General features: G+C 36.2%; 16 protein-coding genes and 1 tRNA gene. 15 read left to right on the forward strand and 2 right to left on the reverse strand.

Features of this window, described 5'->3' with window-relative positions:
* Positions 1–172: 172 nt before the first annotated feature.
* Both leuS and OZX56_RS02860 read left to right on the forward strand, forming a co-directional pair.
* Positions 173–2587: a leucine--tRNA ligase gene (leuS, locus tag OZX56_RS02855; RefSeq protein WP_277140103.1), complete on the forward strand. Its 2415-nt coding sequence runs from the start codon at positions 173–175 to the stop codon at positions 2585–2587.
* 96 nt (positions 2588–2683) lie between these two features.
* Entirely contained in the window at positions 2684–4327 is a 1644-nt protein-coding gene (locus OZX56_RS02860) for a polysaccharide biosynthesis protein (RefSeq protein WP_277140105.1), read from the forward strand.
* 123 nt (positions 4328–4450) lie between these two features.
* Here OZX56_RS02860 and OZX56_RS02865 read toward each other — a convergent pair whose 3' ends face one another.
* Entirely contained in the window at positions 4451–4672 is a 222-nt protein-coding gene (locus tag OZX56_RS02865; RefSeq protein WP_277126746.1) for a PspC domain-containing protein, read from the reverse strand.
* Positions 4673–4749: 77 nt separating this feature from the next.
* A tRNA-Leu gene (locus OZX56_RS02870) sits at positions 4750–4833 on the reverse strand.
* A 98-nt stretch (positions 4834–4931) separates the two neighbouring features.
* Here OZX56_RS02870 and OZX56_RS02875 point away from each other — a divergent pair.
* The 13 genes from OZX56_RS02875 to OZX56_RS02935 all read left to right on the forward strand — a co-directional run bounded on the left by OZX56_RS02875 (position 4932) and on the right by OZX56_RS02935 (position 14575).
* The gene (locus OZX56_RS02875) at positions 4932–6212 is read left to right on the forward strand and encodes a D-alanyl-D-alanine carboxypeptidase family protein (protein WP_277140106.1); all 1281 of its coding nucleotides are present in this window, start codon (positions 4932–4934) and stop codon (positions 6210–6212) included.
* Position 6213: 1 nt separating this feature from the next.
* The gene (locus tag OZX56_RS02880) at positions 6214–7059 is read left to right on the forward strand and encodes an NAD(P)H-hydrate dehydratase (RefSeq protein WP_277140107.1); all 846 of its coding nucleotides are present in this window, start codon (positions 6214–6216) and stop codon (positions 7057–7059) included.
* Positions 7060–7089: 30 nt separating this feature from the next.
* Positions 7090–7734 (forward strand): L,D-transpeptidase, encoded by a 645-nt coding sequence (locus OZX56_RS02885; protein ID WP_277140108.1) that lies wholly within the window; start codon positions 7090–7092, stop codon positions 7732–7734.
* Positions 7735–8216: 482 nt separating this feature from the next.
* On the forward strand, positions 8217–8822 hold the full coding sequence (locus OZX56_RS02890) for a hypothetical protein (protein WP_277140109.1): 606 nt from the start codon (positions 8217–8219) through the stop codon (positions 8820–8822).
* 14 nt (positions 8823–8836) lie between these two features.
* On the forward strand, positions 8837–9466 hold the full coding sequence (locus OZX56_RS02895; RefSeq protein ID WP_277140110.1) for a hypothetical protein: 630 nt from the start codon (positions 8837–8839) through the stop codon (positions 9464–9466).
* Between the two features lie 197 nt (positions 9467–9663).
* Positions 9664–10125 (forward strand): IS200/IS605 family transposase, encoded by a 462-nt coding sequence (tnpA, locus tag OZX56_RS02900; protein ID WP_277140111.1) that lies wholly within the window; start codon positions 9664–9666, stop codon positions 10123–10125.
* Between the two features lie 459 nt (positions 10126–10584).
* Entirely contained in the window at positions 10585–11541 is a 957-nt protein-coding gene (locus OZX56_RS02905) for an SLAP domain-containing protein (protein WP_277140112.1), read from the forward strand.
* Positions 11542–11786: 245 nt separating this feature from the next.
* Entirely contained in the window at positions 11787–12146 is a 360-nt protein-coding gene (locus tag OZX56_RS02910) for a type II toxin-antitoxin system RelE/ParE family toxin (protein ID WP_277126738.1), read from the forward strand.
* 4 nt (positions 12147–12150) lie between these two features.
* Entirely contained in the window at positions 12151–12408 is a 258-nt protein-coding gene (locus tag OZX56_RS02915) for a helix-turn-helix transcriptional regulator (RefSeq protein ID WP_277140113.1), read from the forward strand.
* 68 nt (positions 12409–12476) lie between these two features.
* Complete coding sequence (locus tag OZX56_RS02920) at positions 12477–13472, forward strand: SLAP domain-containing protein (RefSeq protein ID WP_277140114.1); 996 nt, start codon at positions 12477–12479, stop codon at positions 13470–13472.
* A 148-nt stretch (positions 13473–13620) separates the two neighbouring features.
* Positions 13621–13905 (forward strand): type II toxin-antitoxin system RelB/DinJ family antitoxin, encoded by a 285-nt coding sequence (locus OZX56_RS02925; protein WP_277140115.1) that lies wholly within the window; start codon positions 13621–13623, stop codon positions 13903–13905.
* Positions 13886–14263 carry a toxin-antitoxin system, toxin component, MazF family protein gene (locus OZX56_RS02930; protein ID WP_277140116.1) on the forward strand — a complete coding sequence of 126 codons (378 nt, stop codon included), beginning with the start codon at positions 13886–13888 and terminating at the stop codon, positions 14261–14263. Before OZX56_RS02925 ends, OZX56_RS02930 begins: the two co-directional genes overlap by 20 nt.
* A 57-nt stretch (positions 14264–14320) precedes the next feature.
* Positions 14321–14575: an SLAP domain-containing protein gene (locus OZX56_RS02935; RefSeq protein WP_277140117.1), complete on the forward strand. Its 255-nt coding sequence runs from the start codon at positions 14321–14323 to the stop codon at positions 14573–14575.
* Positions 14576–14610: the final 35 nt, after the last annotated feature.

Genomic DNA, 14610 nt, shown 5'->3' on the forward strand with positions numbered 1-14610 from the left:
GGTGCAAGACTTAAAAAATAAATTGTGAACTGAGCCTAGAACAAGCCTTTCGTTGTGCTTTCCGCGTTAAGGAAGCGTTTGAGGGTCACGTGCGAGCGTGAAACTTAGGTGGTACCGCGATTATTCGTCCTATGAAGTGAGTTCATAGGGCTTTTTTTATGAGGTAAAGAATATGTACAATCACAAAGTTGTTGAAAAAAAGTGGCAAGCTTATTGGGCTAAGAACCATACTTTTAAGACTGGTTCTGATCCTAAAAAGAAAAATTATTATGCCTTAGATATGTTTCCCTTTCCGTCAGGCAAAGGTCTACATGTTGGTCACCCAGAGGGTTATACGGCAACTGATATTGTTTCAAGGATGAAGCGGGCACAAGGCTACAATGTTTTGCACCCAATGGGTTGGGATGCTTTTGGTCTACCAACTGAACAATATGCGTTAAAGACGGGTGAAGATCCAGCTGTTGTTACTAAAGAAAACATCGCAACTTTTAAGAAGCAGCTCAACCAATTGGGTTTCTCTTATGATTGGGATCGGGAATTTGCGACTAGTGATCCGGAATATTATAAGTGGACTCAATGGATTTTTGAACAAATGTACAAGAATGGCTTGGCTTATGAGGCTGAGGCGCCAGTTAACTGGTCACCGGATTTAGGAACTGTTGTTGCTAACGAGGATATTGTTGATGGCAAAACCGAGCGTGGTGGCTATCCAATCTATCGGCGGAACATGAAGCAATGGATGCTGCGGATTACCGCTTATGCGGATAGATTATTGGCAGGGTTAGATAACCTTGATTGGCCTGAACCTGTTAAAGAAATGCAACGTAATTGGATTGGTCGCTCTGAAGGTGCGCAAGTTACTTTCAAGATTCAAGATTCTGATCAGTCTTTTGACATCTTTACTACGCGTCCTGATACTTTGTTTGGCGCAACTTATGCAGTACTTGCTCCAGAAAATAAATTGGTTGAAAAGATTACGACTGATGGACATCGGGCTGAAGTTGACGCTTATCTTAAAGAAATTGAGTCTAAATCTGATCTGGAACGGACAGACTTAAATAAGAATAAGACTGGAGTCTTTACTGGTGCTTATGCCATTAATCCGGTTAACAATGAAGCAATTCCAGTTTGGATTTCTGATTATGTTTTGGCAAGTTACGGCACTGGTGCGCTAATGGCTGTTCCGGCTCATGATGATCGTGACTATGAATTTGCACAAAAATTCCATTTACCGATTAAAGCAGTAATTGAAGGTGGCGACATCAGTAAGAGTGCTTATACTGGCGAAGGACCACACATCAATTCCGAATTTTTGAATGGCTTAAATGTAGATGATGCCAAAGAGAAAATTTTAGCTTGGCTTGAAGAACATCATGTTGGTGAGAAGAAGGTCAACTACAAACTGCGTGACTGGGAATTCAGCCGTCAACGTTATTGGGGTGAGCCAATTCCAGTAATTCACTGGGAAGATGGCGAAACCACACTGGTTCCAGAAGATGAATTACCGCTGGTCCTGCCACATGCAACCGATATTAAGCCTTCAGGGACTCCAGAGAGTCCACTAGTTAATCTAAAAGATTGGGTTAATGTTGTCGATAAAAATGGCCGCAAGGGTAAGCGAGAGACTAATACGATGCCGAATTGGGCTGGTTCTTCTTGGTACTTCTTACGCTTTGCTGATCCACATAATGACAAGGAACTAGCCAATTACGATATTTTGAAGAAGTGGCTACCAGTAGACATCTATATTGGTGGTGCAGAGCACGCTGTGCGGCATCTACTGTATGCTAGATTTTGGAATATGGTGCTTTATGATCTGGGGATCGTTCCTAATGAAGAGCCATTCCAGCGCTTATATAACCAAGGCTTGATTTTAAAGAATCATGAAAAGATGTCCAAGTCTAAGGGTAACGTGGTTAACCCAGAAGATGTGGTTGAAGAATACGGTGCTGATAGCTTGCGGATGTATGAAATGTTCATGGGGCCGCTAGATGCGTCAATTGATTGGGACGATAATGGCCCTGTTTCGACTAAGAAGTTTTTAGATCGGGTCTGGCGATTATTTGTTAATGATCTTGATCTTAAGGCAATTCCGCAAGAAAATATTGTTGCGGAAAATGATGGTAGTCTAGATAAGGTTTATAACGAAACCGTTAAGAAAGTTACTGAAGACTTTGAAGATTATCATTTCAATACCGCTATTTCACAATTAATGGTTTTCGTTAATGCTGCACAAAAGGCCAAAACGATCCCAGTTGAATATGCAGAAGGCTTTATTAAATTGCTGGCGCCAGTTGCTCCACACATGATGGAAGAAATTTGGCAGGTGTTTGGTCATGATGAATCGATTACTTATGCCAAATGGCCGACTTATGATGCAACTAAATTAGTCGAAGCCACGGTTGAAATTATGGTTCAAGTTAATGGCAAACTGCGTGGTAGTTTCAAGATTGATAAAGATACTGCTAAAGATCAGGTCCAAGAACAAGCTTTAGAGTTGCCACATGTGCAAAAGTTCTTGACTGGCAAAGAAATCAAAAAAGTAATTGTGGTACCAAACAAGATTGTTAATATTGTAGCTAAATAAAATTTAATTTTTCCTAAAAAGAATAGTTATTTTGTTGTTAATCTGCCTGTTTGTTTCAAAATAGGATAGTTAGAACATTAGATTTAGGGAAAATTAATGAAAGAAAATAATTTGAAAGAACAAAGCACGCAAGATACCTTTATCAAAGGTAGTGCATGGATGACTTTTGGCTCAATTACCTCTCGTATTTTAGGTGCTTTATATATTATTCCTTGGTTTATGTGGATGGCACCTTATGGTAATATCGCTAATGCGTTAACTGCTAGAAGTTATAATATTTATAGTATCTTTATTTTGATTTCAACTGCTGGGATTCCAGGTGCTGTTGCTAAGCAGGTAGCCAAATATAACGCGCTAAATGAATATGAGGTTGGACAAAAGTTATTCCGCAAAGGATTGCTGTTAATGGCGTTCTTAGGAATAGTTTCAGCGGCGGTAATGTATTTTGCTTCGCCACTACTAGCATCAAATGGGTCAAGTAGCGATCCACGCCAAATTGCAGTGATGCGGAGTTTATCGTATGCGATTTTAATTATTCCAATTTTGAGTTTTATGCGTGGGTATTTCCAGGGATATACTGACATGATGCCGTCCGCAATGTCACAATTTGTGGAGCAGCTTGCGCGGGTTGTGTGGATACTGCTAACTGCCTATGTCATTATGCAAGTGCAACATGGTTCTTATGTTGATGCAGTTGTCCAGTCGAACTTTGCTGCTGCAATTGGGGCGGCCTTTGGGATTGGTATCTTAGCGTGGTTTTTGTTTTCTCGACGCAAGCAGATGAACGAATTAGTGGCTAATTCTGCTAATAAGGTACAAGTTTCTACTAAGGACTTATTTGTGGAAATCATTGGTCAAGCAGTGCCTTTCGTTATAACAGATGCTGGAATTCAATTATTCTATTTGATTGATCAGTATACTTTTCATCCGATGATTGCTAGTATCATGAAGGTATCTACAAATACGATTGAAACTTGGTACGCCTTATTTGCACTTAATGCTAACAAGCTAATTATGATTATTGTCTCGCTAGCTAGCGCAATGGCGGTTACGGCAATTCCACTATTATCTGCAGCACACACGAAGCATGATCAGCATGGCATTTCCAAACAGATTGGTAGTATTATTGATTTATTTTTGTTTGTGATGATACCAGCAGCGTTTGGTATGGCAGCAATTTCCAAGCCAATTTATACTATCTTTTATGGCTTTGATCAGCTGGGTTCCAACATCTTGTATCTTTCAGCTTTTACGGCAATCACTTTAGGTTTATTTACTGTTTTGACAGCAATTTTGCAAGGTTTATCTGAAAATGGTCTGGCAATTAAATATCTGATTCTTGGGTTGATAATTAAGTTTGTTGTGCAATATCCAATGGTATACTTATTTAAGGCCTTTGGGCCGCTAGTTGCGACTAATGTTGGGATGTTAGCAATTATTTGGTTGGCTTTGAAGCATTTAAGGGTTAATTATCATTTCAATGCTAGTCGAACTAGTCGCCGTTTTATCGGGATTACTGCATTTTCAGTATTAATGTTTTTGCTAGTATTAGCAGTGGAAAAAGGTTTGGAACTGTTCCTAAGTCCTGCTAATCGCTTGCATGCTTTGATTATTGTTGTTATTGCAGTACTAGTTGGTGCAATATTCTACGTAGTTATGACGATTAAGTCAGAATTAGCACAAAAGATTTTAGGTAATAAATTTACGGCAATTTTAGCTAAATTGCATATTAAAGCATAAAAAAGACGCCATCATTCAATTGCGAATGATAGCGTCTTTTTGAGTTTTGTCAAAAGCTGATTTACTTTTGGCTGCCCCTGCCAAGGAACTTTATTTTATCAATTGCTGTTATAAGATGCAATTTTATGATTGATGAAATTCACCATCTGTAACATGAGTGTGGTGATTTGCCTCAGGCATTACAATAGCAGCAACGATGTAAAGGATGATACCCCAACCGGAAACAAGCATTAGCGCGCAACCGCAGATTCTAGTCCAAGCCTTATCCCAATTAAAGTATTCAGCGATTCCGCCAAAGACACCAGCAACTATTTTATTATGAGATTTAGTTAATCTTTTTCGCATATTGGCCTCCCTTTACTGAAATTTAAGGTTGATTTTACAAAAAAAGCTAATCAATTTGATTAGCTCTTAAAGATTGATGCCCCGAAAAAGATTCGAACTTTCACTTAGTTACCTAAACAGCGACCTGAACGCTGCGCGTCTGCCAATTCCGCCATCGGGGCTTAAGAATTTTTAATACAGTAATAATCATACCAAAAATTTGGTAAAATGTAAGCATAAATAGTAATTTATCTCAAAAATTTTTGGTAAAGGAGATTCTATGACTTGTAAAAGAAGAGTTAAGCAGGTAATAATTGCCTTAGTAGCCGTATTATTACTACTGCCAATTCATAAAGTCAGTGCCCAAGAGCTGCCTGCTAATTATCATAATGATTTGCAATTGGATGCTAAGGCGGCAATTGCGATCGATAGTCAATCTGGTCAACTTTTATACGGCAAAAATATTAATCAGCCGCTGCCAATTGCATCAATGACTAAGTTAGTGACAGCCTACCTGACTTTGCAGGCGATTCAACGAAAAAAAATTACTTGGCAAACTAAAATTACACCAACGCCGGCAATTGTCAAAGTAGCAGGCAATCGGGATTTTTCCAATGTACCATTAAAAGCAGGGCATTCATACACGGTTAAACAGCTTTATCGAGCAACTTTAATTGAGTCAGCTAATGGTGCCGCGATGCTACTAGCTGAAGCTGTCAGTGGCTCGCAGCAGGCATTTGTAAGACAGATGCGCGAGCAGCTGCGTAAGTGGCAAATTACGGATGCCAAAATTTATACGACTTGTGGATTACCTAATAAGAGCGTCGGCAGTGATGCATACCCTAATGCAGATCCTGATGCAGAAAATCAAATGTCCGCTAGAGATATGGCAATTGTCGGGCAGCGATTATTGCAGGATTTTCCTGATGTGGTACAGACTACTACGATTGCGAGACGTGATTTTGTTGATCAAAATCAGCGCTATCCTATGACTAATTTTAATTGGATGCTTAAAGGCTTGCCGCAATATCAACCGCAACTAAAAGTTGATGGTCTCAAGACTGGGACAACAGATGCAGCTGGTGCTTGTTTTATTGCTACAGCTAAACATGAGGGAGCACGTGTTATTACGGTGGTACTTGGAGCAGCGCACAAGAGTCCGACGGATCCGGCTCGTTTCGTTCAGACTAGCCATTTATTGCAATATCTCTATCAGAATTATCGACCATTGATCTTTAAACCAAACGAAGTAATCACGGGTTTAACCAAGATGAAGGTTAAGAATGGTAAGCAAAAGCAGGTTAATCTAGGAATGAAGAGTGCCTCAGCGATTTGGCTACCAGTAAATGGTCCAAAATTGCAGGTAGAATTAGTCAATTCGAGTGTTGAGGCGCCAATAAAGCGCGGACAAATAATCAATGCTTATCAGTTTAAAGTTGGCAAGCAGAAGTTGTTGTCTGTACAGAATCCTACTGGTTTACGTATGCCAGCTAGCTCATTGCAAGCAACTGACAAAGTTAATATATTTGTTCGTTTCTGGCGTTGGCTTTTTGGAGAATAATATGAGTGAAATTAAAGCAGATATTTTGACCAAAGTGATTAAAAAACGACATAGCGCAACACACAAAGGAGATTATGGTCGCGTATTGCTAATCGGTGGCAACGAAAATTATGGTGGTGCAATTATTATGGCTACAGAGGGTGCGCTCAATACTGGTGCGGGCTTAGTGGCCGTAGCGACGCATTCGCTTAATCTAACCGCACTTCATGCTCGCGACCCTGAAGCAATGTATCTTGATTGGCGTGATCATAATTTAGCTAGCTTGATTGGCAAAGTCGATGTTGTAGTCTGTGGTCCAGGATTAGGAACTGGTAAATTTGCTAAACAAATTTTACAACTAATAGGAGAATATACTACTAGCAAACAGACATTAGTTTTAGACGCAAATGCGCTTGATATACTTGCTCAAGAGCGGCAATTGTTGCCAAAGCATGCCGGGACAATTGTGCTGACGCCGCATCAAATGGAATGGCAACGTTTAAGTGGAATAAAGATACCCTATCAAACTGACAGTGCTAATTTAGCAGCGTTTAATGAGCTGATTGATCAGCAAAAAGCGATTTTAGTATTAAAATCAAATCAGACGCATGTTTATGATAATCAGGGCAGAGTTTTTGTCAATCTAACCGGCAATCCTGGTATGGCGACTGGTGGAATGGGTGATACCCTTGCAGGAATTATTGGTGGGTTTACCGCGCAATTTGGCGGCGAGCTTGACAGTGTTTTAGCTGCTGTATATCTGCATTCTCTAGCAGGGGATGTGTTAGCCCAAAATAATTATGTGGTTAAGCCAACTAGTCTGAGTGAATTGTTGCCGCAGTTAATGCAGCAGTATGCTAGTAAATAAGTGATATAAAGCGGAAAAGAGGAAGAGCGTATGAAAAATAGGTTGCTGAAATGGGGTACTTTTTTAGCAATAGCAGTAATTGGAGTAATTAGTTTAGCTCGAGTTTCAATGCCACCAAATAAAAGTGATGTTAAACAAGTAGCGCCTAAAAAAGCCTTAGTCAAAAAATCGCAGCCAACTTATCGTTCATATCGCGATCCTGCTACTTTACGCAAACCCTATGATTGGCGCAGATCAAGTGAGGTTAGAGCATATCCTAAAATTAAGCGAATAGAAAATGATTTAACGATTCGGGTTTCACTTAAAGGAAATCGAGTTTATATTTTACGTAATAATGAACGAATTTATACGATGCTCGCTAGTGGTGGATTGTTTAAGAAGGGTAAATCATTGACGCCACTTGGCACTTTTAAGATTCAAGGTGGGCGAGGAGACGCTTTTTATAATCCGAACTTGAATGAAGGTGCTAATAATTGGACCAGTTGGGATGAACAGAATGTCTATCTGTTTCACTCCGTGCCAACCAAGAATAATGGCAAATATAATTTGACGCAAGCACGAAAATTGGGTAAAGAGCCAGCCTCTCATGGTTGTATTCGTTTAAGTGTAGCCGACTCGTTATGGCTTAAAGATAATATTCCCACTGGAACAAAGGTAATTATTAAAAATGAATAGACAAAAACCAATAGATATTAGAGCTGTTGGTTTTTTTATTGTCAGATTGATCTTGCCTAACAGAAAGTGAACATTATCTTGCATAGATACAGATCAGGAATTAGAAGATTGGATTAATAAAAGCAAAAAGTATTGATTAGGAACGGCTGACATTGTATATCACTTTTGTTAATGGAAAGGATGCTAAACGCTGTTTTTTGGCTATTACATGGTAGCAATTTTTTTAAAGTGAGGTGGATTCACTACAGATTATGGTAAAGAATTTAATTTTAAAAAGGTTAAAGCGAACATAAGGATTTGCTAGTGAATAACAAAAGACTCTAAATTGGTATATTGCTAATTATTTTTTTGAAAGCGCTTGATTAAATAAAGATATAGATATAATATAATATTATAAAGCTGAAGGGAAGAGATAATATGAATGTTAAAAACTTATTGGTTTAAGTGCTTCAGCAATTGCATTAGCAACTGTAATAGCTCCTATGGATACTAACGTAAATGCTGAAACAATAAGCGATACATCAGTTGAAAGCTCTGTTTCGAAAAATGATATTACGTCTGTAGCTAATCATAATAATCAATCGCTAAGACAAATTGCTAAAGATAATAATCTTAATTTGCAAGTAGTTGAACGACTTAATGACAATCTTGATCCTGATATCCAACTTCAAAGTGGTACACCAATTTATTTACCTCAAAATGTTAAAAATCCTGATGATTTTTCCGAGGGAACAATTAATGATAATACTATTTTGGACTTTGATAATGACTCTATGTTACGTAGCTATGGACATACACCTCAAGGGAATCCATATGCTAATGTTCCAGCAAGTATTAAGAAAAAATACTATGATAATTTAAGTAGTGCAAATAGGTCAGCAAAAGTTTGGATAGCTTATAATGAATCTACCTATCGTTATAGTGCTTCTAATGGTCAGTATTATGGCAGATTTCAGTTAACCAAAGCATATCTTAATTATGATTATAGTAAAGCTAATCAGGAAAAATGTGCAGATAAATATGTTAAAAATCGTTATGGTACGTGGTCAAAAGCTAAAAAATTTTGGCAATCAAATAAATGGTACTAATGTAGGTGAGCAAAATGAGAAGAAGATTTAAAGTTATTTTAGCCTTAGTGCTATTAATCTCTGTTTTTCCAGTTACAAAGTTAAGTAATACTAATACAATATCAGCTCAAGCAGAAACAACTAGGCATCTATCCGATAAAGCATGGACTAAGAAATTAGCTAATGCTGGATACGTTTTTGAACTTCCTGATGCTACTAAAGGAGCGCTGTACAAGAATACAGCAGCTAAGGGCGGTAAATCATACAGTAAAAAGGTGCTAAAGAAGCTTGTTAAGAATCATACACTATTTAAGGTTAAAAAACTGTCAACTGTTAAAAATGGTATTTCTGTTGATCTAGTCTCTAAGGATGGTAAGTATAAAGGCTACACTAACTATATTAATGGGATTTATAATAAAAATTTGCTAAATAAGAAATTACAGCCATTAATTAATTTAGAGCTCAAAGCAATTGATGAAAAAGATAAAAAGGTTGCTAAAGCTGATGTTGCAAAGGTAAGTAAGCTAGCAAAACAATTAACTGGTAAGAATAAAAAGGTTGCCAATACTTCAATTAACCAATTAAAACAATTCCTTAAAAACAAAGATTTATCAGAAACTCCAGTACTTCTAATTGGGAAGTATCCTGGTAATATTTTAGAATAAAAAACAAAATATCGTTAGGTCAGAAACCTAGCGATATTTTTTAATTAAGGTCTTTAGACCTAGTTGAGCACGCGTAGCGTGCGAAACATAAAACCACCCGCTATGCGGGTGGGAGTCACTGGGTTACCACAAAAAACTCCTCTTTTGTTTTAGAATATGATTGTCGAAGTCAAAATCTAAAAAGGAAGAGGAGAACAATGGCACAAAAACTAAATAGTTTAGCTCATACCAAAAGGTTATGTAAATACCATATTGTGTTTACACCAAAGTATAGAAGAAAAATAATTTATAATCAATATCGGCGGGATTTGGAAGAATATATCAAGCTGCTTTGTAAGTATAAAGGTGTGGAAATAATCGAAGGCCATATGATGCCAGATCATGTTCATCTGTTAGTGAGCATACCGCCAAAATTAAGTGTTGCATCATTTATGGGATATTTAAAAGGTAAAAGTGCATTGATGATGTTTGATCGCCACGCAAATTTAAAATATAAATTTGGTAATCGCCATTTTTGGGCAGAAGGATATTATGTAAGCACAGTCGGATTAAATGAAGCCACAATCCAGAAGTATATTAGGGATCAAGAAAAACATGATATCGTCAAGGATAAGTTGACAGAAGTAGAGTATCGCGACCCTTTTAAGGGTGGCAAGTAATACAAAGGCCGCTTAAAGCGGCAGCGAAGTAATAAAAGTATTTTGGCTTTGACGAAAGAAAAAGCCAGCGCCTTGAGACGCTGACTGATCATAAGGGCTTATGGCCCTGAGCAAACCACCCGTTTTACGGGTGGTTATGATTGATAAATAAAAAGTGGTTATGATTGATAAATAAAAAGTGGTTATGATTGATAAATAAAAAGTGGTTATGATTGATAAATAAAAAACAGCATTATTACTAGGAATAATGCTGTTAATGACTAAAATAGTGAAGTTTACCATGGCAGAACGTAATGTTTGAATAGCTCTGTCACAATTAAGCATAACATGTTTAATGTTTTTAGGCCTAAGATTAAGGTCAGCGATTTCATAAAAGTGACATTTGTAAGAATGGACAAGTAAGCGGATAACTACTAGACTAAAAATGGAAAACTACAAAATGCTATAAGGAGGACCAATATGAAGAACAAGAAGGCTCTGCTAGGACTAGCGGCAACATTATTGCTAACGACTTCAGCAGTATCATTAATGACCAACACTAATCAAGCTCACGCAGTAGAAGATACAACCAAAGATGTGGCTAATGAACAGGGGACTTTAGAGCTTAACCACAATGCTCGAGTATATAACAAAAAAGGTAAGAAGTTAAAAAAATTTCAAGGTAAGAGTTCATTACTAAAGAAGAACAAATCAGTTGAATATGCCAAGGAAGTTAAGCCCATTACTGATCCAAGTGCTAAACGATATTCCTTCCATGATGATGAATGGAATTGGTTCTACCTGCCATATAAGACAATCAAGGGTAAAGAATATTATAGCTTAGGTCATGGTGGTTATATTAAGGCAGTAAATGTTGATAAAGTTAATGGAAACTTTCTTTATATCAATGAAGTTAATGCTACAACAGAAACATTTGGTGGTTTTTTAAAAATCAAATTATATGATAGTCATGGTAAGCAGATTAACAAATATTTAAAGTCTGGTAAAAAAATTATTCTTGATAGAAAAGCTAATATTGATGATTTTGATGAAATGATAGATTATAGTAATGGATCAGAATATTTTTATCGAATTAAAGAGAAGGATGAGTTTATTAGCTTTAAAAATGTTAAACTTAAATTAAGACAACCCCTACACCTATTTAGCAATTACGCACATGTGCTTTTTAAAAACGATTCATATGTGTATACCGAAAAAGGTGTCAGATTTGATTCAAATTTAAATAAACCAAGATTTAAGAAAAATTCTGAAGTTATAGCTACACAAGTAAAAGACATTCGGATTAAAGAAGAAAACAAAGTGGAACAGTGCTATCAACTTGAACAGAGTTATACAAGTGGTGAAGGTATCGGATTTGTAAAGGTATCGGATACCAGATTAATTGGTGGACGTGATATATTATCAAGTAACCAATAATATGTTTTTTCTCAAAAAGTAAAGGGACTAGTTTCTTTACTTTTTTAATTAATTTCAATTTTTTTGTTGCATAATTTTGTAGTGGAGATCATTAATGTAGGGATACTGATGGGTAAAAGAAGAAATTCAAAGCTTAAAAAAATATGCAGAAGATTTTAAAGTGCTTAGTAATGAGCAATTGCTCAAGTATAGCAAGTAAGTTATAATAGCAAATATAACCTACTTGCTATATTTGAGGGAAAGCAATGTATGATGTAGAAATTTATGAAGATAAGTGTGGTCATAGTGAAATAAAAGATTGGCTAGATTTGTTGAATAATAGTTCACAAACAGAAGATAAACGGGTACTTAAAAAAGTAAGGTATCAATTAAAGTTGTTGCAAGCCCTAGGTCCCAATATTAGGCCACCGCAATCTAAAATTCTTAAAGGCTATAAATATCCTATTATGGAATTGCGTCCTTTACCGGATAGAATTTTTTATGCTAGTTATGACGAAAATAAATTTATTTTATTGAATCACTATACTAAGAAGCAGAATAAAACTGATAAAAAACAAATTCAGCGAGCAATTAATCTTTTAGAAGACTGGTTAGAAAGGCAGTGATTAGATGAAACTTAATGATATCGAGGGTAGCTTTTCGTCTATTTCAGAAGATGAAAAAGTAAGTATTGACACTATGGCAAAGCTTTATGCGGAGAGAATTAGACGTAATATCCCGCAAGTAGTATTTGCAAAAAGAATTGGTATGAAGCAGCCACAGTTAGCAAAGTTAGAAATGTTAGACTCAGTGCCAACATTAGCAACATTGAATAGATATGCCCAAGGGTTAGGCTTAAAACTTGAAATTGATCTAGTTTCTGCTTAATAAATCGGATGTTTTTTGTTAGTAGTTAACTAGAAATAAAACCATAAAATGCTATAAGGAGAATCAATATGAAAAACAAGAAGGCTCTGCTAGGACTAGCGGCAACATTGCTGCTAACTACTCCAGCAGTATCATTAATGACCAACACTAATCAAGCTCACGCAGTGGAAAGTACAACTCAAGATCCAGTTAATGAACAGGGGACTTTAGAGCTTAATCATAATGCTCGGGTGTACAACAAAAAAGGCAAGAAACTAAAAAAATTCCAAGGTAAAAGTTCATTACTAAAGAAGAACAAGTCGGTTGAATATGCCAAGGAAGTTAAGCCCGTTGCTGATCCAAGTACTAAACGATACTCCTTCCATGATGATGAATGGAATTGGTTCTACTTGCCATATAAGACAATTAAGGGTAAAGAATACTACAGCCTAGGACATGGTGGCTATATTAAGGCAGTAAATGTTAATAGTATCAACGATAATTATCTTTATACCAATGAAATTAAAGCTACTACCATAGCAAATGCTCCAACTACAAAAGTAGCACCATTATATGATACTAATAATAATAAGATCAAAAAGACTTTAAAAATAGGTAAAAAGATAATATTAGATAAGCAATCTGAATCAACAGACTTTACTGAGATGGGTGACGGCTATGACGGGCTGACTACTTATTATCGGATTAAGGGGACAAATAATTTTATAGAAAAAAGTTTTTTAAAGCTTGGATCAAAAGCTTTATTACCAACTTTTTCTAACTTTATGCATGTAGCTGCAAAAAGGGATACACATGACTATACAGCTCAGGGAGAATTGTTTACACCTGATGATGTCGAATATAATCAACATATAAAGAAAGGGACGGATTTAGTAGTTACAGCAGCAACATATGTATGGATTAAAAGTGAATCAAAAACTGAGTTACTATACAAACTTGCTCCTACAAGTGACTTAAGTGCAATATATAATCAACCTAAAGGATATATTAAAGCTAAAGATTTTAAATATGTTGCTGGAAAGAAGTTACAGCCTTTAAATACTTTTAGCGAAATTAATCAATGATCGTAATAAAAGTGATTGACCATCCATATTATCATTAATTTTTACAACGCTTTACACTCTATGAAGAATATATTTTGTAAAAAATAAGCAAAAGTCATATTAAACACTTATTTTATAGTATAATTTAAGTATAAAAAGGATGATTCACATGCAAAGTTCAACTAAAAAGAAAAGAATTCAGGTACAACTCGATCAGACTATAGCTGATAATGCAACTATGGTTTTTGAAGAGTTAGGAATAAATCCAACTACGGCAATTACATTGTTTTACTCTAGAGTTGCTGCTGAAGGCAAGTTACCTTTTGATGTTGCTTTAACAGAACGCGAGAAGGCGAACCTTGCCTTAACTGATGCCTTTAAAGGATTACCAAATGAAGAAATAGCTACAGATCAGGAATTAAAAGATTGGATTAATGAAAGTGAAGAATACTAATCTACAAGTGTCTGATATCGTAACTGCTTATATCACTTTTGTTAATGGTAAGGGTGGTAAACGCAGACCTGCCTTGATAGTTGCAGACACTAACGACAAATTTGCAATGGTTAGTATAACTTCAAAGTACGAAAATAAGTCTGATCAAATTAAAAAGCAGTATTATCCTTTGGAAGATTGGGTAAAAGAAGGCTTGACGAAAAAGTCTTATATCGACATTTTATCTTTGAAATGGGTAAAAAGAGATTTACAATCTAGGTTCAAGAAGATAGGTATAATTACGATTAATGATGAACAAAAACTAAGTGAATTTGTTATTAAGTATCGTAAAGAATTTAAGGGTAGAATAGACAAGTAAGCGGATAGCTACTAGACTAAAAATAGAAAACTACAAAATGCTATAAGGAGGATCGATATGAAGAACAAGAAGACTCTGTTAGGAATAGCGGCAACATTGTTGCTAACTATTCCAGCAGTATCATTAATGACCAACAATAATCAAGCTCATGCAGTGGAAGATACGACTCAAGATCCAGCTAATGAACAGGGGACTTTAGAGCTTAATCATAATGCTCGGGTATATAACAAAAAAGGTAAGAAGTTAAAAAAATTTCAAGGTAAGAGTTCATTACTGAAGAAGGACAAATCGGTTGAATACGCAAAGAAGTAAAACCAATTGCTGATCCAAGTACTAAGCGATATTCT

It is taken from the genome of Lactobacillus sp. ESL0684, assembly GCF_029392675.1.
Taxonomy (GTDB): Bacteria; Bacillota; Bacilli; order Lactobacillales; family Lactobacillaceae; genus Lactobacillus.